The organism is Nostoc sp. LEGE 12454 (genome assembly GCF_056620565.1).
Map to the genome: position 1 here is coordinate 1 of NZ_JBWQXL010000072.1, position 21612 is coordinate 21612.

General features: G+C 43.3%; 15 protein-coding genes and 1 pseudogene. 11 read left to right on the forward strand and 5 right to left on the reverse strand.

The genetic code is table 11. From position 1 onward, the window contains the following. Positions 1 to 128: 128 nt before the first annotated feature. Positions 129 to 1889, reverse strand: a pseudogene (gene psaB / locus AC1F2U_RS32945) (photosystem I core protein PsaB); the annotation flags it as partial. A 450-nt stretch (positions 1890 to 2339) separates the two neighbouring features. Next, positions 2340 to 2582: a hypothetical protein gene (locus AC1F2U_RS32950; RefSeq protein ID WP_480264963.1), complete on the reverse strand. Its 243-nt coding sequence runs from the start codon at positions 2580 to 2582 to the stop codon at positions 2340 to 2342. Positions 2583 to 2986: 404 nt separating this feature from the next. Here AC1F2U_RS32950 and AC1F2U_RS32955 point away from each other — a divergent pair, with 404 nt between their 5' ends. From AC1F2U_RS32955 to AC1F2U_RS32975, 5 genes are all read left to right on the forward strand, one after another. Then, on the forward strand, positions 2987 to 4075 hold the full coding sequence (locus tag AC1F2U_RS32955; protein ID WP_480264964.1) for a M24 family metallopeptidase: 1089 nt from the start codon (positions 2987 to 2989) through the stop codon (positions 4073 to 4075). A 5-nt stretch (positions 4076 to 4080) separates the two neighbouring features. Beyond that, complete coding sequence (gene galK, locus AC1F2U_RS32960; RefSeq protein WP_480264965.1) at positions 4081 to 5163, forward strand: galactokinase; 1083 nt, start codon at positions 4081 to 4083, stop codon at positions 5161 to 5163. Next, the gene (locus AC1F2U_RS32965) at positions 5153 to 5551 is read left to right on the forward strand and encodes a signal peptidase I (RefSeq protein WP_480264966.1); all 399 of its coding nucleotides are present in this window, start codon (positions 5153 to 5155) and stop codon (positions 5549 to 5551) included. The genes galK and AC1F2U_RS32965 overlap by 11 nt, the downstream gene beginning before the upstream one ends. Positions 5552 to 6375: 824 nt before the next feature. Beyond that, positions 6376 to 7566: an efflux RND transporter periplasmic adaptor subunit gene (locus AC1F2U_RS32970; RefSeq protein ID WP_480264967.1), complete on the forward strand. Its 1191-nt coding sequence runs from the start codon at positions 6376 to 6378 to the stop codon at positions 7564 to 7566. 18 nt (positions 7567 to 7584) lie between these two features. Next, positions 7585 to 10878 carry an efflux RND transporter permease subunit gene (locus AC1F2U_RS32975; protein WP_480264968.1) on the forward strand — a complete coding sequence of 1098 codons (3294 nt, stop codon included), beginning with the start codon at positions 7585 to 7587 and terminating at the stop codon, positions 10876 to 10878. Between the two features lie 212 nt (positions 10879 to 11090). Here the strand turns inward: AC1F2U_RS32975 and AC1F2U_RS32980 are convergent, their stop codons facing one another. Continuing rightward, positions 11091 to 11315 (reverse strand): hypothetical protein, encoded by a 225-nt coding sequence (locus AC1F2U_RS32980; RefSeq protein WP_480264969.1) that lies wholly within the window; start codon positions 11313 to 11315, stop codon positions 11091 to 11093. Positions 11316 to 11526: 211 nt separating this feature from the next. Here AC1F2U_RS32980 and AC1F2U_RS32985 point away from each other — a divergent pair, with 211 nt between their 5' ends. The 4 genes from AC1F2U_RS32985 (at position 11527) to AC1F2U_RS33000 (ending at position 14484) form a co-directional block, all read left to right on the forward strand. Then, on the forward strand, positions 11527 to 11805 hold the full coding sequence (locus tag AC1F2U_RS32985) for a hypothetical protein (protein ID WP_480264970.1): 279 nt from the start codon (positions 11527 to 11529) through the stop codon (positions 11803 to 11805). A 7-nt stretch (positions 11806 to 11812) separates the two neighbouring features. Next, positions 11813 to 12007, forward strand: coding sequence for a hypothetical protein (locus AC1F2U_RS32990; protein WP_480264971.1), 195 nt, complete (start codon positions 11813 to 11815; stop codon positions 12005 to 12007). Positions 12008 to 12235: 228 nt separating this feature from the next. Continuing rightward, positions 12236 to 13045, forward strand: coding sequence for a phytanoyl-CoA dioxygenase family protein (locus tag AC1F2U_RS32995; protein WP_480264972.1), 810 nt, complete (start codon positions 12236 to 12238; stop codon positions 13043 to 13045). Between the two features lie 422 nt (positions 13046 to 13467). Beyond that, a complete protein-coding gene (locus AC1F2U_RS33000; protein WP_480264973.1) occupies positions 13468 to 14484 on the forward strand; it encodes a glycoside hydrolase family 43 protein in 1017 nt (338 codons plus the stop codon). On the opposite strand, the gene AC1F2U_RS33005 is transcribed toward AC1F2U_RS33000, so the two are convergent. Together AC1F2U_RS33005 and AC1F2U_RS33010 are read right to left on the reverse strand one after the other, a co-directional pair. After that, positions 14478 to 14960, reverse strand: a complete 483-nt coding sequence (locus AC1F2U_RS33005) for a DUF4383 domain-containing protein (RefSeq protein ID WP_480264974.1) — start codon at positions 14958 to 14960, stop codon at positions 14478 to 14480. The genes AC1F2U_RS33000 and AC1F2U_RS33005 overlap by 7 nt on opposite strands. Positions 14961 to 15207: 247 nt before the next feature. Continuing rightward, positions 15208 to 15525, reverse strand: coding sequence for a hypothetical protein (locus tag AC1F2U_RS33010; RefSeq protein ID WP_480264975.1), 318 nt, complete (start codon positions 15523 to 15525; stop codon positions 15208 to 15210). A gap of 971 nt (positions 15526 to 16496) precedes the next feature. Between AC1F2U_RS33010 and glf the strand changes: the two genes are divergently transcribed. Both glf and AC1F2U_RS33020 read left to right on the forward strand, forming a co-directional pair. Beyond that, entirely contained in the window at positions 16497 to 18935 is a 2439-nt protein-coding gene (gene glf / locus AC1F2U_RS33015) for a UDP-galactopyranose mutase (protein ID WP_480264976.1), read from the forward strand. 310 nt (positions 18936 to 19245) lie between these two features. After that, positions 19246 to 21453: a family 1 glycosylhydrolase gene (locus AC1F2U_RS33020; RefSeq protein WP_480264977.1), complete on the forward strand. Its 2208-nt coding sequence runs from the start codon at positions 19246 to 19248 to the stop codon at positions 21451 to 21453. Positions 21454 to 21612 lie beyond the last annotated feature (159 nt).

Sequence of the window (21612 nt, forward strand, 5' to 3'; positions counted from 1 at the left end):
AACGAACCACGAGTCCGTAAACGCCGCCCGAAAGCTTATCCCTTAATGACCAAACCCCGGCACGAATTACGAAAGCAGTTGCAAACTGCTTAATACACAAGCGTTTCGGCTTTTCTTAGTGCCATTCTGGCCAGATAGAAAGACTGTTCCCAAGAGGAAGTTTGGCAAGTACCACCCCGACCTGGCCCATCGCAGGGGAAGGTGAAGCCGAAGTCTTTTTTATCAGGCATTAATTTGGTACCACGAGCATCCAATGCGCCCTTGACACAAATTAAGGTGGTGGTATGCAAACCTAAAGCGATCGCATGGTGAACCAGGAAATCACCAGGCCCAATCGTCAAGAACAGGGAGTTAGTGCCGGAGTTGATCGCTGCTGTCCAGTTTGGCAACCAGACGTTAGCGTAGTTGGGCCAAGCTGTGTAGGCGATACTATCTGGGTTAGATAATAAAGCATCCATCCCATACAGCAGTTTCCCGTGAGCAGATTGGATGAATTGAGCGAATACTGGCTCAATCAAAATTTGCTTTTCAGGAGTGCCAAAAGCAACTACAACGTCGTTGTGAACGTATAACCCCAGAGTGTGGAAGCCTAAGAATAACGATACCCAACTCAGGTGAGAAATAATCGCTTCTTTATGCTGAAGTACACGCTCAAGTACGTTACCCTTATTCTGCTCTGGGTCGTAATCTCGAACCCAGAAGATGCCGGCATGGGCGAATGCACCAATCATCAGGAAGCCAGCGATATACTGGTGATGAGTGTACAGTGCCGCCTGCGTTGTGTAGTCCTTACCGATGAAGGCGTAAGGAGGCATCGAGTACATGTGCTGTGCCACTAACGATGCAGCAGTACCCAAGGCTGCCAAGTGTATAGATAACTGGAAGTGCAGCGAGTTGTTATAGGTGTCGTACAGCCCTTGGTGCGGTAAGTTGAACTGACCTTCGGTTTGAATGCCAAAGAATTTTCTGGAGTTGAGCATCTCTTTGATGCTGTGACCAATGCCGAAGTTAGTCCGGTACTGATGACCGGCAACGATAAAGATAACTGCGATCGCTAAATGGTGATGAGCCATATCGGTCAACCATAGCGATTCAGTTTGGGGATGAAAACCACCCAAGAAAGTCAGAATTGCTGTCCCTGCGCCTTGAGATGTACCAAACAAATGCCCTGAGGTATCAGGATTCTGAGCATATACACCCCAGTCACCCCTCCAGAAAGGTGCTAAACCTGCTGGGTGAGGCAAGGTAGTCAGAAAATTATTCCAACCAACATGCTGACCGCGAGATTCGGGAATGGCAACGTGAATAAGATGTCCAGCCCAAGCTAGAGAGCTAACACCAAACAAACCTGCTAAATGGTGATTCAGACGAGGTTCAGCACTCTTGAACCAAGCCAAGCTGGGACGATACTTGGGTTGCAAGTGCAGCCAACCAGCAAACAAGAACAATGCTGCTAACAGCAACAAGAACACTGAACCTTGGTAGAGGTCATTGTTTGTCCGCATTCCAATGGTGTACCACCAGTGGTAAACACCAGAGTAAGCAATGTTAACAGGATTAGTAGCGCCCCCTTGGGTAAAAGCTTCTATTGCTGGTTTACCGAAGTGAGGGTCCCAAATCGCGTGGGCGATTGGACGAATATGCAGCGGATCTTTAATCCACTGTTCAAAATTACCTTGCCAAGCTACGTGGAACAATAGACTAGATGCCCACAGAAATATGATTGCCACGTGACCGAAGTGAGTAGCAAAAATCTTTTGGTAAAGATTTTCCTCGGTCATGCCATCATGGCTTTCAAAATCATTTCCCGTAGCCATCGCATACCAGATCCGACGTGTAGTCGGGTCTTGTGCGAGATCCTGGTTAAATTTAGGATATTTTGTGGCCATGCAATTTAATTACATCTCCTTAAACGCTAATCCAAGTTGCTAGTTCTAACGAGTCAGCAACTTTTTACAATTGAATCAGCACCCTTTCAGCCTTGGATTGGAGGTCAATCTAAATAGCAAAAGCTGATGAGTATTGAGGATAAAACAGGCTTAATTCTTAGACTCACATCATTAGGCAAGATGATGCAATTCATTTCCATAGAAGTAATAAACTAATTAATGACTACCATTTCCATCTAACTATCGGACGATATTTGTATTAAATGAACTTGTAGTCTTAAATACAGTCTCAAAGATACAAATTTTACTAATTTTTTGATTAAGATGAGCTTAATATTTTGTATATTTTTTTTAGCAAAATAAAAAAATCAAGCTCAAGTTTATCTACCTATTGGTAAGCTGTCATACTAAGGATTTCTACTTTTTTTTGGACTAAATTAAGTGAATTAGTCAGGGGTTAATAATTCCGTAGTAAAGGGCGACAACAAATAAGAAAGTAGCCAATATAACCACAGTAAACCCATAGCGAGCTAGTGGATTGGGTAAGTCCTGATTGGTGATTACATTATCCTTTTGTACCTGAGTCATCTGCTCAGATTTATCAGGTTCTTGAGCATTCATGTCGTTAGGTGGGTTCTCTGGCAGAGAAACATGATTCTCTGTTATTTCGTCTTGAGTCTCTTGGGATTTCATGGGCTTTTTTTGATGTCTTTGTAGCTATTGCGCTTTTATAATTTCAAAAATTTACTGACGATTACATCATTCTTGAGAACTACCTTACCTCAATGTGCCATTCGCCTAGAGAGGTTAGTCGATGTGAAGTTGATCTGTAATTACAAATACACTTTTCTAAGCAACTGGATTAAATTTAAATTTTTGAGTTTTTAGAAAATTACCAATTGAGCGAAGTGAGTATATTTACTAATGATGCTTTACCAGAGAAGAAGGCGAAGGGATTATCAGTAGTGGTTGTAAATATTGAAATGCCAAACTCGATATAATACCGTAGCCACGTTTTTCTCAAACCACAGACATACGCATATAAACACAGATAAATCTCATAATTATCTGTATTCATCTGTGGTTACTAATTTTCTATGAACGAGGAAGTCTCCCAAAAGCTAGAGTTGATCGGGCAAACCTTGCGTGAATCTGAAGTGCAAGGCTTGCGTTTGCGTGGTACAGACTGGTTTGCTTGGGCAACGGCTGGTGCTTCTAATACCGTGCTACTTACTGCTGAAACTGGCGTAGCAGAAGTATTAGTAACTACAGACGAGGCTTGGGTATTGACGGATGAAATTGAAGCGCAGCGTCTTAAGGATGAAGAACTGCCAGCTAATTTTAAGGTATATGTGAACCCTTGGGCTGATTATGCTGCCCGTGAGTCTTTTGTTCGCGATGTAACTGGCGGCGGAAAAGTAATTAGCGATCGCCCCATCTCCAATTTAGAACAGCCGTTACCCCCATCTTTGCAAAAACATAAACGGGTAATGATGTCAAGTGAATTAGAGCGATATCGTCAAGTTGGGCAAAAAGCTAGTCAGGCAATGACAGAGGTACTCAAAGCCGCCAAGCCAACTTGGACAGAATATCAGTTAGCGGGTGCGGGTGCAGAGGCATTATGGGCGCAAGGGTTACATCCAGCGCTGACACTGGTAGCGGGTGAGAGGCGTTTACCGCTATACCGTCATGCCACAGCCACCGGAGAACAGATTGGGCAGCAAGCGATGCTGGTGTTTTGCGCGAGAGGTTACGGTTTGTATGCAAATCTGACTCGATTTGTTTGTTTTGGTAAGCTTTCAGACGAACGGGCGGAATTACATTCCCATGTGCGCGAAATAGAAGCAGTAGTTTTAAATTTGTGCCAACCCGGAACCAGTCTCGATGCAGTTTATCAGGCACTAGCTCAGGCTTATGAGCAGCATGGATTTCCCAATGCCATCCGCGAACACCACCAGGGAGGAACCACTGGATATTTAGCGCGAGAAATCGTCGCCAATCCAACTACTACTGATACCTTGACAGAAGGCATTGCTCTTGCTTGGAACCCTAGTTTAGCAGGGGCAAAAATTGAAGATACTTTTGTGATTCTCAAGGATGGAAAGTTGGAAAATCTGACTTTCGATCCAAATTTTCCTAATGTTGAGGTAGAAGGAAGGTTACGCCCTGTACCTTTGTACAATTAAAAATTATGGATTTTCAACAAGTATTCGGTAAATTACCTGAAACTGAAGCCAGTGCGCCAGGAAGAGTAAATTTACTCGGCGAACATACTGACTATAACGATGGCTTTGTTCTGCCAACTGCGATTCCTCAATCTACGACGGTACAGCTAGGTTTGAGTAGCGATCGCCACCATCACTTTTACTCGGAAAATCTCAACGAGCAAGTGAGCATTTTAGATATAAACCATTCCCCGTCTGGATTTGCCAGTTATATTTTTGGCTGTATTGAAGTTTTGCAAAAAGCAGGACACACAATACCATCGCTTTCTGTATACGTCAAATCATCGGTTCCGATGGGTTCGGGTTTGTCTAGTAGCGCGGCTTTGGAAGTGGCAACGCTGCGAGCATTACGCCAACTTCTCAACCTTCCCATTGATGACGTTGAAATTGCCCAATTCGCCCAGCAAGCAGAAATTCACTATGCTGGCGTGCAGTGCGGCATCATGGATCAGATGGCTTCTAGTTTGGCTGATACCGAGCATATCTTATTTTTAGATACTCGGACTTTAGAACGCCGGGTGATGCCTTTGCCTGAAAATGCGGAGATTTTGGTTATTGATAGCGGTGTACCCCGCACCCTTGCCACTAGCGGTTATAACCAGCGTCGGGCTGAGTGTGAAGAAGCGGCGCGATCGCTAGGAGTTAAGGCACTACGAGATATTACTGAGGTTAAAGTAACAGAAAAACTCCCCGAACCTCTACGGCGGCGTGCCCGTCATGTGGTTACAGAAGATAACCGCGTCTTGGAAGTATTGCAGGGAGTAACATCTGAGCGCTTTGGCGAATTGATGAACGCATCCCACGCCAGTTTAAGAGACGATTACGAAGTGTCTGTACCTGCACTGGATACATTAGTAGAGATTTTGCAGAAAACAGAAGGAGTGTTTGGTGCAAGGCTGACAGGTGCTGGTTTTGGCGGTGCTTGTGTTGCTTTGGTTAAATCAGGCCAGAGCAAAGATATTGCAACTCATGTTCTTGAGCAATACAAGCAAGCAGGTTACACCGGACAAATTTTGGTTCCTTCTTTGGAGTTAAGTGATGCAGCCTAAAGTTGTTTATGGAAACGCAGCCGTTGAAGGTGTAAATCGTTGGGGATGGTTCATGGGTCACTTTATCACCCCTGAAGACGATCCGCGTTCCACGGAGATGCTAGAAGTAAAATGGGCTGTTCACAAAGCAGGTGACAGTAGAACTGAATGGGCAGTAAATAACCAAGCTGCGACGCTTTCAATTCTCATTCACGGAGAGTTTCGCCTGCAATTTGAAGATAGAGAAATTTTATTATCTCGTGAAGGTGATTATGTTCTTTGGTGTGCAGGTGTGTCCCATTGGTGGATTGCTGAGTCCGACTGCACTATTCTGACTGTCAGATGGCCTTCAAAGCCGGGTGATAGTGTTGAATTGCCTGGAGTCTCAAAGAGTGAGTTTGCTAAGTAATTGAGCATAATTAATTTTAATTAGGTTCGATACTCACTCTTTTGTTAGGATTACTTGGCTTCTCAATATCATATTTAAGATACAAAATCAGATACTTAAGTAAGTTGGCTTAAATAATTATCGTTGCGATCGGGCAGAAGCGTAAGGAAAAAGGGTTTAAGCCTTGTTTACTTTTGTTTACATAGTTTGCTTTTATTGTGCGGACTTACTTATCATTTTCAAAAATCTTTGATATCTACCCTACAAACTTAATTATCTCTATCTTTGGTATTTTTTTTAATCCGTCGAACTCACGTAGTATTAATCTAAAGATTTTTTGAAGATGAGTTTGTTTGACGTAAAGCCGTGATTTTGATGAAAGATGCATTTAATGCGTGCGATCGACAAAATATCTAGACATATAGAAAGTTTATTGCGAATTTCAAGTTAGTGAAGTACACAAGCTCGCGTCTCAAAGCCAGGTATAAAACCTGTTTTATATCATGTCCGCCAAATTATCCGTAATAAAAGAACCCCACCCCGCCAAAGCTGTGCTTTGTCTCCCCTCCCCGCAAGCGAGGAGGGGTTGGGGGTGGGGTGATTCGGGTTTTAATAAGTAATCAAGCGGACATAATATTACTTCTGAATTCTGAATTCTGACTCCTGAATTCTTGTCTTGCAGCAAAGCTGGAGTCATTAGGTTGTCTTAATCCCTTGGATTGAGACAGAAAAATTATACAGTGGATAGATTTAACTAATCAGCATTTGGTTTCATGCTAAAACGTGATTATCTACTTAAATACTTAAACTTTTTACTCGCAAATCCAGTATTAGTTATCGTACTAATGCTCACAACATTGACGAGTGGTTGTCAAAAAAACGATCCGGCAGCTAATGCTCAAACCCCGCCACCATTGCCGGTAAAACTTCAAAGAATTGACGCAGGTACAATCGAAGAAAGTTCCGAGTTTGTCGGGTCGTTGGAGGCGCAGCAAAAAGTCATACTACAACCCCAAACTCAAGGACGAATCGAATCAATTCTGGTGTCGAGTGGTCAGCGAGTGCAGCAGGGTACGCCGATCGCGTCTTTGAGTTTAGATCAGGCTCAGGCTAATGTCGCCAGTTCGATCGCAGCTGCTAATTCGGTGCAAGCAGCATTGGCTACTGCTCAAGCAGAGCAACAACAAGCCGAAGCCCAACGCACCAAAGCAGCTGCAAATGTTCAACTGCAACGGACACAGTTCAATCGTAGCCAACAGTTGGTCAACGAAGGAGCCATAGCTAGACAAGAGTTAGACATTGCTAGAAATAATTTACAAACTGCGATCGCAGACCTGCAAACATCCGAAAAGCAAGTCGCAGCAGCTAGGGCAGCTGTCCGCCAAGCACAGGCAAATATCCGCCAAGCTCAAGCAAGCACGGCTGCGGCGCGAGTCAGCCTCAATTTTAAGCAAGTGGTAGCACCCATTACTGGCGTAGTTGGTGAATTTCCGGTCAAGGTTGGAGATTATGTCAACATCGGACAAACAATTACTACACTCACACAAAACGATTCGCTGGATCTCAATCTTTCCATACCCTCAAATCGATTGCGTCAATTACGAATTGGCTTACCCGTTCAGTTAATCGATCCCACTACTCAGCAATTGCTTGGTACAGGTTCAATTAGCTACATTTCTCCAAATGTAAGTTCTAACCAACAGTCAGTTTTGAGCAAAGCCCGCTTTCGGAATTCACAAGGGCGATTGCGCGATGGGCAATACGTTAGAGGTCGTGTGATTTGGAATCGACAACCAGGTATCTTGATTCCTACCGTTGCAATTTCTCGCATTGGTGGGCAAAGTTTTGTATTTGTCACCGAAAACAAAACCGTCAATGGCCAACAGCAGCAAGTTGTGCATCAGCGTTTAGTGCGCCTGGGAGATATTCAAGGGCCCAATTATCAAGTTATCGATGGGCTTAAATCCGGCGAAACGATTGTGACTTCTGGCATTCTCAAACTTCGAGAAGGCGCACCAATTCAACCGATATCATAAATCCAGGATGGATAATTTATGATTTTTTCGATCGCGAATACCTTCATTAAACGCCCGGTATTAACTACTGTTTGCACTCTACTGATTCTGATTGTCGGTGGCGTGTGTATTCCGTTGCTGCCGCTTAATTACTTGCCAGATATTGCACCGATTCGCGTTCAAGTTTCAGCTTCCTATACTGGGGCGGATGTGGAAACTGTCGAAACTGCGGTGACAACTACGCTGGAGCGACAAATTAACGGCGTTGAGGGAATGCAGTACATGACCTCGAACAGTTCAGCAGGTAGTAGCCAAATTTCGGTATATTTTGGCTCACAGGTAGATAAAAATATTGCTCAAGTTAACGTCCAAAATCGTCTCGCCCGTGCTACACCTCGCCTACCGACAACGGTGCAACAGTTCGGTGTGACAGCACAAACATCTTCTACAAGTATTTTGTTAGTCTATGCTCTTTATCCCGAAAATAATGAGTATGACGCGCTGTTTATTAGTAACTATATCGATCTGAATTTGCGAGATCAACTGCTGAGAACGCCGGGAGTTGGGGATTTAACAATTTTTGGTGAAAAGCAATATGCAATGCGGTTGTGGCTCGATCCGAATGCGCTGGCAAGTCGAGGCTTAACTGTGGCAGATGTCTCTACGGCATTGCGATCGCAAAACATTCTCGCCGGAGCCGGAACGTTAGGTCAATCGCCTATCCCTCCAGGTCAAAGTTATGAAATTCCGTTGCGAGTCAATGGTCAATTTAAAAATGCGTCAGAGTTTGAAAATCTAGTTATTCAAGCCGGAAGTAATGGCAGTTTAATTAAACTTCAAGATGTCGGTCGTGCAGAACTTGGTTCGGAGACTTACAGCAGCAATGCCAGAAATAATGGTAAGCCGTCGATTGGGATCGCAATTTATCAATTACCTGGTAGTAACGCCCTGGATGTAGCGAAAAACGTTCAGGCTCAGATGGATGAGTTGATGAAAGACTTTCCACCAGGCTTAAAAGCCCAGATTGTCTACGATACCGTTGGATTTGTGCAAGCCTCACTCGAAGAAGTGCTGAAAACACTAGTTGAAGCGATCGCTCTTGTCGTACTAGTGATTTTTCTGTTTCTGCAAAACTGGCGAGCCACGATTATTCCCCTGGTTGCCATTCCCGTTTCACTGATTGGGGCATTAGCGTTTGCTTACGTGTTTAGATTCTCGTTGAATAATTTAACGTTATTTGGCTTAATTTTGGCAACAGGATTAGTTGTAGATGATGCCATTATTGTTGTTGAAGCGATCGCCCGCAAAGTTGAACAGGGAATGCGACCACTGCAAGCATCAGTCGAGGCAATGGATGAACTTACCGGAGCGGTAGTTTCAACGTCGCTAGTATTGATGGCAGTTTTTATTCCGGTGGCATTTTTCCCAGGTTCGACAGGAAAAATGTATCAACAGTTCGCGTTGATTATTGCTTTTTCAATCGCCATCTCAACCTTTAATGCCCTTTCCTTTAGTCCTAGTATATCGGCAATTTTGCTCCGCCCACCTCGGCCTGCACGCGGCCCGCTTGGTTGGTTTTTTGGTCGTTTCAATCAGATTTTACAATGGATTATTGACAAGTATTTAGCGACAGTGAATTTTCTGATTCGCGTTCGTTATGCGGTAATCGGATTATTTGTGGTTGGTTTAGCTGCGACATATTTTATGTTTACCCATGTTCCCACCGGATTTGTTCCGAGTGAAGACCAGGGAATTGTCTTAGGTATTATTCAAGGGCCAGATGGAGTTGCCCTCAACTATACCGACCAAGTAATTACCAAACTCGAACAAATTCTCGAAAAAGAACCAGAGGTGAGTAACGTTTTCGCCACTTCGGGATTTGGCTTTGCCGGTAGTGGCTCAAATCGCGGCGTGTTCTTTGCAAAACTCAAGCCGTGGGAGGAGCGCACTCAACCCAATCAAACTGCCTCTGGAATCTTAGCCCGAATAAATAAAGAGTTTGCAACAATTCCAGAAGCTATTATCACCGCAGTTAGTCCGCCACCGATTCAAGGCTTTAGTACGTTAGGGGGATTTGAATTACAGCTAGAAGACCGTACCAATGGAAGACTGACAATCAATGATTTTTATGCAAATGCTCAAGCGGTAATCGCCCAAGCAAATCAAAAACCGGCGCTCAATGGCGGCGTTTTTACCCAGTTTACTGCCAGTACGCCACAGTTTCAAATTGACTTCGATCGCACTCGTTTAGAAGCACTCAACATCGATTTTCAACAAGCCGTCACCACACTCGGAGCTGCAATTGGTTCTCAGTATGTTAACGATTTTACCTTGGGACAGCGTAGCTACCGCGTATACGTTCAGGCAGATGCGAACTATCGGCGATCGCCAGATGATATTCAGCGGCTTTATGTGCGATCGGCAAATAACCAAATGGTGCCATTGAGTGAAGTTGCAAAAATCACACCCACTACAGGCCCATCTGTAATCTCTCATTACAACGGCTTCCGCGCGATCGATATACAAGGTAGAGAAGCATCGGGCTACAGTAGTGGACAGGCAATTCAAGCAATGCAGCAAGCGGTGACTGAAGCAGCAACACCGGGGGTTGGCAGTGACTGGATTGGAACTGCTCGCGAAGAATTAAGTGCAGGTAACTTGGGGATTTTGATTTTTGGTTTCGGAATCATTATGGTGTTTCTGACGCTGGCTGCTCAGTATGAAAGTTATATCGATCCGGCGATTATTCTCTTAACTGTACCGTTAGCGTTGTTAGGTGCGTTGAGTGCCTTAGCTTTGCGCGGTTTGGTGAACGATGTCTACGCAAACGTGGCGTTAGTGATGCTGATTGGATTAGCGTCGAAGAACGCGATTTTGATCGTCGAGTTTGCCAATCAAGCCCTAGAAGAAGGTGTGACAATTCGACAAGCAGCCATAACCGCAGCGCAAGAACGATTCCGACCGATTGTCATGACTTCAAGCGCTTCCTTGCTAGGATTTTTCCCCCTGGTAATTGCCACCGGAGCCGGTTCTGCCTCCCGCTGGTCGTTAGGAACAGCTTTGTTTGGTGGGTTACTCGTAGCAACAATTCTGAGTTTGCTGATTGTTCCAGTCCTGTATGTAATCATCAAGACTTTAGAAGAACGCTTCTTGAAGAAAAAACCTGCTAAACCCTCGCAACCGCCATCCCCAGATGGAAACGAAGATGGACAATCAAGAGCGATGCCAACTCCAGCCGGAGACGGTGCGCGAACGACGAACGCTCATCAACATTCATCTGTAATTATCAAGCAGAATGCTGATGATAACAGACGTAATGATTCGAGTAAATAAAAAGGAAGAGGGTTAAGCCAACAAACGCAATGAATCGCCGTCTCTGGTTATTGTAGAGACGGCGATTTATCGCGTCTGGTTATTGTAGAGACGGCGATTTATCGCGTCTTCGTAATGATTTATCGTATCTTTAGCGATCTAAAATTTTCATCAAAAAACTTTAACCAAACCGTATTAGGCGTCAGCCTGCCGTTAGGCAAGCAAAGAGAGGCTTAGTACAGCATTTCATTAATTCGTAGCGAATTAAATTTGGCAATACACGACAATGTTAATGCATCGGCTTGCAATGTTAATGCGTCGGCTTGCAATATTAATGCATCGGCTTGCAATGTTAATGCATCGGCTTGCAATATTAATGCATCGGCTTGCATTGTTAATGCATCGGCTTGCAATGTTAATGCATCGGCTTGCATTAACAACGCTACGTTTTTACGCAAAGCTGTACTTAGAAAGCTAGGTTCATTTTTTCTCTGTTTCTATAAAACCGTCCTGCCTCTCGAAGAGCGGGGAGGGGGTTCAGTACCAACTTAATCCAGAATCAGTATCATTACAAGAGGTAAAGATTAAGCTGTAACTTTGGGAACCACTGAGACAATATAGAGTATCTCCTAATAATTTAGCAAAGTTATAAGCATTGGAGCGAAGCAAATGAACGCTAAATTAATCGCTTTTTCTGCCTTTGTGACAGCATTTCTAGGTGCGGGAATTGGTTTTATTACTGCTAGTTTACTTCCTTCCCCGTACACAAGTCAGATGTATAAAGATTTAGAGCAAAAATATGCGCTCGTTGGTGCAGTTGCTGGCTTGCTGATTGGTTCTAGTCAAGAAATGATTCGAGAACTCAAGCAAGAGCGGGATGCAGAAGAAGACTTGCTGCGGGATTTGAACAAAGCTATTCACTCAAGTACAGATCGAGAAAATTTATGACAATTTTTTGACAAGGACTAACAGCTATAGTAAAAATTCCGATCGCGGTTCTGGAAAACTGCAAGGCAAAGCCGCCATACTCACAAGTGGTAACTCTGGAATTGGGCTGACAGTCGCACTTACCTTCGCCCGTAACGCTGCCGATGTGCTGATGTATGCAGGTGTGTCTATTGGTGGTTTACTGAGTCCAACTGCATTCTGACTGTTAGATGCCCTTCAAAGGCAGGCGATCGCGTTGCATTGTCTGGAGTGTCAAAGAGTTTAGTTATGTTAACTAATTCGTTATAATTAATATAAATTAATTGTTACAGAGGATTGGCTTAAGCCACCAATTTTAAAAATAGTGCGCTACTATCGACAAGCAATAAAAAATCTCCTAGAGGTCTGATATTAATACGCCTCTATTTATAAGTTGAAGAGGATAAAAAAGATGGTTCAAAGTATAGGCGGTATAGCGAAATATTCAGCTACCGACCTAGACCAGTTTGCTCAAAAACTGAATCAAGACGGAATTTGTGTGATTCCCGGTGTTTTTGAGCAAAAATTAATTGACGAGTGGGCACAAGCTTTTGAAAAGTTATTTTACGAGCGTCAAAATCAACCAGGTGGGTTGGCTCCTCGTGAAGTTTCCCGCTATTATCTAACCTTGCCTTGGATTTACCCATTCGCTAATGAGTTAGTTTTTGCCAATCCAGTGATTATGGGTATCCTAGATCGCGTGTTTTACCAAGAATACGTAATGGTTCAGATGGGAGTTGATGTCCCATTCCAGGGTTCAGATTATCAGGAAACCCATCGGGACTTTCGCCCATTATTTAGCGATCGCATAGTTACACCACTTTACGCCCTCGCAGTTAACTTTCCCCTTGTAGAAGTAACCGCAGAAAACGGGCCGTTTCAAATGGCGCGTGGTACTCATGTCATACCGCGAGAAGAGGGATTAGAAAAGGTTGCCAGTGGTGAAATTCCAATGGAATCCTTTTATATGCAACCAGGTGACGTGATGGTGCGATCGCCTTTAGCACTACATCGCGGTTCCCCAAATCGGACAAACCACCCAAGACCGATGATAGTTATGGGCTATGCTATGCATTGGTTGCACACACCAAAGGTAGATTTGACTCTCCCACAAGACTATTATCAAAGCCTCCCAGAAAAACTAAAACAGATGCTACGGTGTCAGCTAGTAGAAAGCTTACCTAAGAACAAAGTCGAAACTTACGTGAATTTCAAATACTAGTAGTTTTTCAAGCTAACTTTGACGAGTGAGACACCTCTTAAACATCTCTTTTTTCTCAGATGTGCCCTCTGCGCCTCTGTGGTTCGTTCCTTTACCCTTCAAACTTCCCTTGACAGACTACTAAGTACTTTGTCTCATTAAATTTGAGGGATAAGAAAACGAACCGCATTCGCGTTAGCGTCTCCCCTTGGGAGAAGGACGCAAAGAGCGCAAAGGAAGAGGTAATACCAATTGGAAAAAAGAATGTGACAAATAGACCATTTGTAGAGACGCGATGAATCGCGTCTTTACCAAGGATGTGTTGCAATCATTAATTGAATTGGTATAAATAAAAATTGAAAAGTTGATTCACCTATCATAATTAATGGGACAGACCACTAGTAGAAGAAGAATTTTTGTCATTCTATACATAAATAACTAAGATGCAAACCTATACTAATCCAGTCTACAAAGGTTATTTTGCCGATCCTTTTGTTTGGCAACATGAAGGCGTATATTATGCGATCGGCACTGGCGCAGCAGAAGCAGAAGGAACGGTAGATGAAATAGCGGACGCACCAAATGTTAACTCCAATAACAAATCGTGTGTCTTTCCTCTGTTACGCTCTTTCGATTTTGTAAATTGGGATTATGTTGGTAACGCCCTACAGCGGCCAGATCCCGCCCTTGGCGATAATTTTTGGGCCCCCGAAGTTGCTTACTGCGATCGCCAGTTTTATCTATACTACTCAGTGGGGCATGAAGACAAGAATCATCAGTTACGTGTGGCTACAAGCGATACTCCATTAGGCCCTTATCAAGATGTTGGTGAGCCAGTCGTAGATCCAAAATCTTGTCCCTTTGCGATCGATCCGCACCCATTTCAGGATGACGATGGACAGTGGTATTTGTTTTACGCCCGTGACTTTCTGGATACATCGGATGGAGTGCGTGCTGGCACAGCATTAGTTGTAGACAAACTCCAAACCATGACTAAGCTTGCTGGTGAAGGAAAAGTGGTTTTACGCGCGCGAGCAGATTGGCAACGGTTTTTAGCCAACCGTTTAATGTATGGTGAAATCTATGATTGGCATACTTTAGAAGGCCCCTGCGTTCGTAAGCATGAAGGTAAATACTACTGCTTTTATAGTGGTGGACGTTGGGAAACTGAGAACTACGGTGTAGATTATGGCGTTGCTGACAACGTGATGGGGCCTTATTCTGATGCAGGTAACGAAACCGGGCCGCGGGTGCTAAAGTCTGTTCCTAATTTTGTTATAGGGCCGGGACACAATTCTATTGTTCTTGGGCCAGATGGTAAGACTGAGTATGTTGTCTACCATGCTTGGACGAAAAACATGGATATGCGGCAAATCTGCTTAGATATGCTGATCTGGAAACCAGAAGGGCCATCTTGCAATGGCCCTACCTGGACACCGCAGACTATCGGCAACTATTGAACATTTTGCGATACATTAACACCGCTAACTTTGGCTGGTATAACAACACTGTAGTAGCCAGCTGCGATCGCAGCTAATGCATTAAGCAAAACATTAGCACCAAATAATGGCATTAAGCCGAAAAATGTCTTACCCAAAGGCAACAATCCGACGATCGCCAGCAATGCATAAGAAACTGCAAAACCACGATTGAATAGACGCGCAGTGGTAGTATTGTTGTAAGAAGTAATTCCAAACAATCCTACGGCGCAACGTACAATGTTATGCAAAAAGTTCGTGGGAATCGCACCAAAGATATAACCAAAGCCCGCCGAATAAGCCCCAACCGATTCATCAAGTGGAACAAAAGATTCGCTCGATCCTGGTAATGAAACTAAAGCTGGTACAAATCCAGCTAAACCTAAAAGTAAATAACTGATTCCGATAGCCAAAGCAATGTAACGCTCAATCATTTTTGCCTGGTTAATGTTTTCCATCTTGTTTCTCTTGGTAAGTGCGTAGATGTTTACGAAATAGTAACCGCTAGCTGAGAAATCATCAAAATCTAATTATTAATAGATCGTTTCTAGCTATTTAACTGTGTAAGCAGAATATTTATAATTCAACTTTGTCTTTCATATATTTCACTCTATCAAAGGTAATAAACACTGTTTTGGAAAGGCTTATAAATGGGGTCAAATCTGGGGTTTATGTTTTTTATCTTCATTAAAAAACATTTGCTAATTAATTATTTTCATTGTCGTAATGTTTCATTGCTTTAGCCACTTGTATAAATGGCATTTTTCGTTCATGATATTCATGATTTCTAATTTTATTATGAGAAGAATTATTGAAGGGTAAATAGATATCTACCTCAGATAACCAAATCATAGTTTCATTACCAACCCGACCCATTTCTGGCTCTAAACCCATAGGCATCTCTAGTAAATAAACCCAGCTACCTGACTGAGGGCGGTAATTTTTGATGATGCCTTCTCCGCCGATAAACTCTACTTTTTGACCGCTATGAAACTTAGGGACTGACAAAAGACTTGTATTCATTACTCGTAATCCCTTCGACTAATGGAGTGATAACTAACGTTATAGATAATATAAAACTTGCGGTTATCTGTCACAAGTTTCAATGTATTCTCTGTCAGTAGTTTTAATAGTAAGTTTGACCTTTTATATCTCAAGTCGGAATTTTAATTAAATATATTAAATCTTTCGCAGTAAAAGTTTTTCAAAAAAAATTAGAAGCTTTACTACTTAATTTATTTTCAATGCCTACATTTACTGCACTACCTATTTTATTGGAGAAACTCTGAAATAGAAAAACGCGATCGCTCCATCATTAAAAGCGATCGCGTGAGGTTTATGAATTGAATATACGAGCAAGTTTACACACTATCAAAAGACTTTTAACCTACCTAAGGTTGAGAGAACATATCTATCAGTAGGGTTAAATTTATAATACTTGCTTTCCAAAATATACTATGATTATTACAATAGTATGTATTCAAGATAACAAGTTAATAATCTTTTTTTGTAAAAAAATTATGGTTTTTCCTAAAAATAGGTTAATTTTATATATTAGACTGAAACATATAGTATGAGGAATAAATAAATCGGAATTATTAAAATTAATACATTTGTTAATTATATTAATTTGTGTACGAAATCGAACAGACAAAAACCCATAAGTATGCATATACGTTTTAGACAAAAACAAAAAATGCCTTAGATTATATCAATCAATATTTTGTTATTTAGACTTAGACATTGGGAAAAATATAGTACTTTTGGCTTAACAAAAAAGCCACTTTATATTTATTTGGGTAGATGAAAAACCTATACTAAAAATAGTATTTTATTAAAAATACAGCAAAGCATTGATTATACCTATTCGATATGGAAATGCAGCAAACTGTGTTGTAAGCTTTTGCCTAAAAGTAAGCTTTGTGCTGCCTTACAAAGAAAAGGTATTAGCGATTGGCAAGTCAGAATAAATAATTTAAATAACGAGAACATCTATGGCAAGTGAAAAATCTCAAGTCAAAAACAACGGTGTCAGCAATGTTATTTCGTCGAAGCAGCGTAAAACAAAGCGATCGCAGCTAGCCCAAACGCAATCATCGGATACGACGCCACTGTTGAATTTAACTTCGTCTAATAAAAAAATTCAATCAACAGAAACTTTTAAAGATACACCTGACATAGTTTGCTTATCTCATTTACGCTGGAATTTCGTTTATCAAAGGCCACAACATCTTCTTAGTCGCTGCGCTCAAGGAAAGCGAGTCTTCTTTATTGAAGAGGCAATTTTCTCTGAAGAACCGTTGGCAAGGTTAGATGTAAACCAAGATTCTAATGGAGTAGTTGTGGTTGTGCCACACCTGCAACAAGGTTTAAGTGAAGAAGCAATCAACGCAGATTTACAACTACTAATTAATAATTTATTTGCAGAGCATAATATCAACAAGTATATTTGTTGGTATTACACACCAATGGCGATCGCTTTTACCCGCCACTTGCAACCCCAAGCCGTGGTGTACGATTGTATGGATGAATTATCTGCATTCCAGGGAGCATCACCCACTTTAAAGAATTACGAAGCCGAACTATTCAGCCGTGCAGACTTAGTATTTACAGGGGGACAAAGCCTTTACGAAAGTAAAGTGAACCAGCACCCCAACGTTTATGCCTTCCCTAGCAGTGTAGATGTCCCCCACTTTGGCCAGGCGCGAAACGTTCAAGAACCAGAAGATCAAGCTCATATTCCCCATCCTCGCCTTGGGTTCTTTGGTGTAATTGATGAACGGATGGATATTGAACTGCTTGCAGGTATTGCCGAAGCACGTCCCGACTGGCATCTAGTAATTATTGGGCCAGTGGTCAAAATCGATCCCGCAACTTTGCCACAGCATGAAAATATCCATTATCTTGGTGGCAGAGACTATAAAGAGCTACCTGCATATCTAGCAGGGTGGGACTTGGCAATGTTGCCATTTGCGCGTAACGAGTCAACACGTTTTATTAGCCCGACCAAAACTCCAGAGTATCTTGCCGCAGGTAGACCTGTAGTATCTACCTCAATTCGAGATGTGGTACGTCCTTATGGAGAATCGAAACTGGTGCGAATTGCAGATACAGTTTCTGAGTTCGTCACCGCCGCAGAACTTGCAATGCAAGAGGATACCCCAACCTCAGAATGGCTGAGTCGAGTAGATGCCTTTTTAGAAAAGATTTCTTGGGATCGCACTTGGGCATCAATGATGAAGCTGATTGACTCTGCCATTGCAGCCCGTGATGGTGAAGACAAAGCTAACTCCACAGGTGCGGCTGGTAAACAAGCACCAAATGTCATTACTAGAGATTTTGTCTTCGATTACTTGGTTGTCGGCGCTGGTTTTTCTGGTAGCGTCATTGCTGAACGTTTGGCAACTCAAGGTAAAAAAGTGCTGGTTGTAGACAAGCGCAACCACATAGGCGGCAATGCCTACGATCATTATGACGATCATGGCGTTCTCGTACACAGATACGGCCCCCACATTTTTCATACCAACTCCCGCGAAGTTTTTGAATACCTCTCGCGGTTTACTAAGTGGCGGTCTTACGAGCATCGCGTCCTTGCAAGTGTAGATGGGCAACTTGTTCCGATTCCGATCAACCTTGACACCATCAACAAGCTGTATGGCATGAATCTCAATTCATTTGAGGTGGAGGAGTTTTACAAATCGCTTGCTGAACCAATAGAATACATCCGCACTAGTGAAGATGTGGTGGTAAGCAAAGTTGGTCGAGAACTGTATGAAAAGTTTTTCCGAAATTATACGCGCAAGCAATGGGGACTCGACCCATCGGAACTTGATAAATCAGTAATTGCCAGAATTCCCACCCGTACCAATCGTGACGATCGCTATTTTACCGATACTTACCAGGCAATGCCACTGCACGGCTTTACCCGGATGTTCGAGAATATGCTCAATCATCCGAACATCAAGGTAATGCTCAACACCGATTATCAAGAAATCCAAAAAGCTATACCTTGCCGCGAGATGGTTTACTCCGGGCCGGTTGACGAATACTTTGATTATCGCTACGGCAAACTACCCTATCGTTCGCTTGATTTCAAGCATGAAACGCATAACACCTCTGTGTTTCAATCAGCGCCAGTAATTAACTATCCCAATGAACAGCTTTATACTCGTGTGACAGAGTTTAAATACTTAACTGGTCAGGAACACTCTAAAACGAGTATTGTTTATGAGTTTCCCAAAGCTGAAGGAGACCCTTATTATCCTGTACCGCGTTCTGAGAATCAGGAAATTTACAAAAAATACAAGGTGCTGGCAGATGAAACTCCAGGGATCTATTTTGTAGGACGATTAGCAACCTACAAATACTACAACATGGATCAATGTGTTGCTCAAGCTCTAGCTGTGTACAAACAAATTGCAGTTAAGGCTTAAATAATTCGTAATTCGTAATTAGGACTGCTCTGTATTTATTAAGGTGCGTTATGGACATTAGTGCTAACGCAACGCGATGTGCGACTTATTCCTGGAACCCCACTTCCATTCCTCTCCCCGAAACGGAGAGAGGCTTTCATTCTTGCTCCCCAACGCTAGTAGGGAAGGGGTTGGGGGTTAGGTTTGAGAGAAAGTCGCACACGGCGTAACGCACCGAAAATCTAGGATGGTGCGTTAGCCTCCGGTATAACACATTCGACAAAAATCAAAAAGAACGCATCAAATAAAATATCAGCTTGAGTTGTAAATTATGGCTTCTGCTTTCAACTCGACACTCAACAGTAACAAAGCACAACTTCCCCTAGAAGTTTGGGCTGGTGTCGAGTGTACGGTTAATCGTGTGGGTGAAGAGTATCTCGATCAGTTAGAACGCAATGGTCATGCAACGCGCTTGGATGACCTAGATTTATTCGCTGAACTTGGCATACACGCTATCCGCTATCCAATACTTTGGGAGCGGATAGCGCCCAACGGTTTAGAGAATGCTGATTGGTCGTGGGCAGATGAACGACTGGGGCGCTTGCGGGAACTCGGCATCCGTCCGATTGTGGGATTAGTGCATCACGGTAGTGGGCCGCGTGATACCAGCTTAGTAGATCCAGAATTTCCAAAAAAACTAGCGGTGTTTGCTCGTGCGGTGGCAGAACGCTATCCTTGGGTTACACATTACACACCTGTAAATGAGCCACTAACTACAGCACGATTCAGTGGGATGTATGGTCACTGGTATCCTCACGGTCGAGACGATTTGACTTTCGCTCGTGCATTGTTAGGAGAGTGTAAAGCGATCGCTCTTTCGATGCAAGCAATCAGAGAAATCAATCCCAACGCTCAACTCGTACAAACTGAGGATTTGGGTAAAACTCATAGTACGCCAAAGCTGGCTTATCAAGCAGAACTAGAAAACGAGCGTCGTTGGTTGAGTCTTGATTTATTATGCGGTCGAATCAACCCAACTCATCCCATCTGGGATTACTTGCGCGACTGTGGGATCGGCGAGACTGAACTTGAAGAATTTTTACAATATACCTGTCCGCCTGACATTATCGGCATTAACCATTACCTGACAAGCGAGCGCTTTTTAGATGAAAATCTAGAAAACTATCCCGCTTGGACGCATGGTGGTAATGGTCGAGACAAGTATGCAGATGTAGAGGCAGTGCGAGTTTGCGCTGAGGGTTTGGCAGGCCCCCGCACATTGCTCAAAGAAACATGGGAACGCTACAAACTACCCTTTGCTGTCACTGAAGTTCACCTGAGTTGTACCCGTGAGGAGCAGCTACGCTGGCTTCATGAAGTGTGGAATGCAGCCCAAGAATTACGAGACCAGGGCGCAGATGTTCGCGCTATAACTGTTTGGGCACTTTTGGGCAGCTACGATTGGAATAGTTTAGTGACTCGCTCCGCAGGATACTACGAGTCAGGGGTGTTTGATTTGCGATCGCCACGCCCCAGACAAACAGCGATCGCTAAAATGGTGCGGGATTTAGCCACTGGAAATAAACCCAATCATCCATTACTTGATACACCAGGATGGTGGCATCGAGAAGAGCGCCTATTATACCCAGCCGTCAGTTGTCGCGTATCTCCTTCATCTTTGCCGTTTTCCTCCCCTGTTTCCAATCGTCCCCTGGCGATCGTCGGAGCCACAGGAACTCTAGGCAAGGCTTTTGCTCGGTTGTGTCAAGTCCGAGGAATTTCATATTGTCTGCTAAGACGCCAAGATATGGATATTGCCAATCCTGCTTCCGTCAATAAAGTACTTACCGAATTGCAACCGTGGGCAGTTGTGAACGCTGCGGGATATGTGCGGGTGGACGATGCCGAACGCGAACCCGATGTTTGTTTAAAGGTAAACGCTGAAGGGGCAGCAATTTTAGCTGCTGCTTGCGCTCAACATAATGTGGGGCTGCTAACTTTCTCTTCAGATTTGGTATTCGATGGTGCTGAGTCGAATCCTTATGTCGAAACTGATACCGTTGCGCCCCTGAATGTATATGGATGCAGCAAAGTTTTGGCAGAAAAGCTAGTATTACAGGCTCATCCGACATCACTAATGATTCGCACTAGCGCATTTTTCGGGCCGTGGGATGATTACAACTTTGTGACGATCGCTCTACGTCAGCTTAGTGCTGGTAATACTTTTGTTGCAGCCGAAGATGCGATCGTTTCCCCTACTTATGTACCCGATCTTGTCCATGCCAGCCTTGATTTATTGATTGATGGCGAGAAAGGTTTGTGGCATTTGGCTAACAAAAGTGCTATAGCTTGGTCTGACTTAGCCCGATTAGCGGCAAAAAAAGCAGGTGTAAGTGTCAGCAGTCTAATTGCTCTTCCTACACAAGAACTTGGTTGGATTGCTCCCCGCCCAGCTTACAGCGTTCTTGGTAGCGATCGAGGTGAATTAATGCCAAACCTTGACAGTGCAATTTCTCGCTACTTGGAAGAAAGAAATTAGTAGTCTTGCAATCTAATTTTAAGGGGAGGTAGCCCTAGCTATCTAATTGGTGTTGTTTGCAGGTAAACTGAAAAACACCTACCAGCAGACATTCCTCCGTGATAGTAAAGTTACCTAGCCACCGCCCACAAAGACATTTCCCGGATGCCAAACGAATAA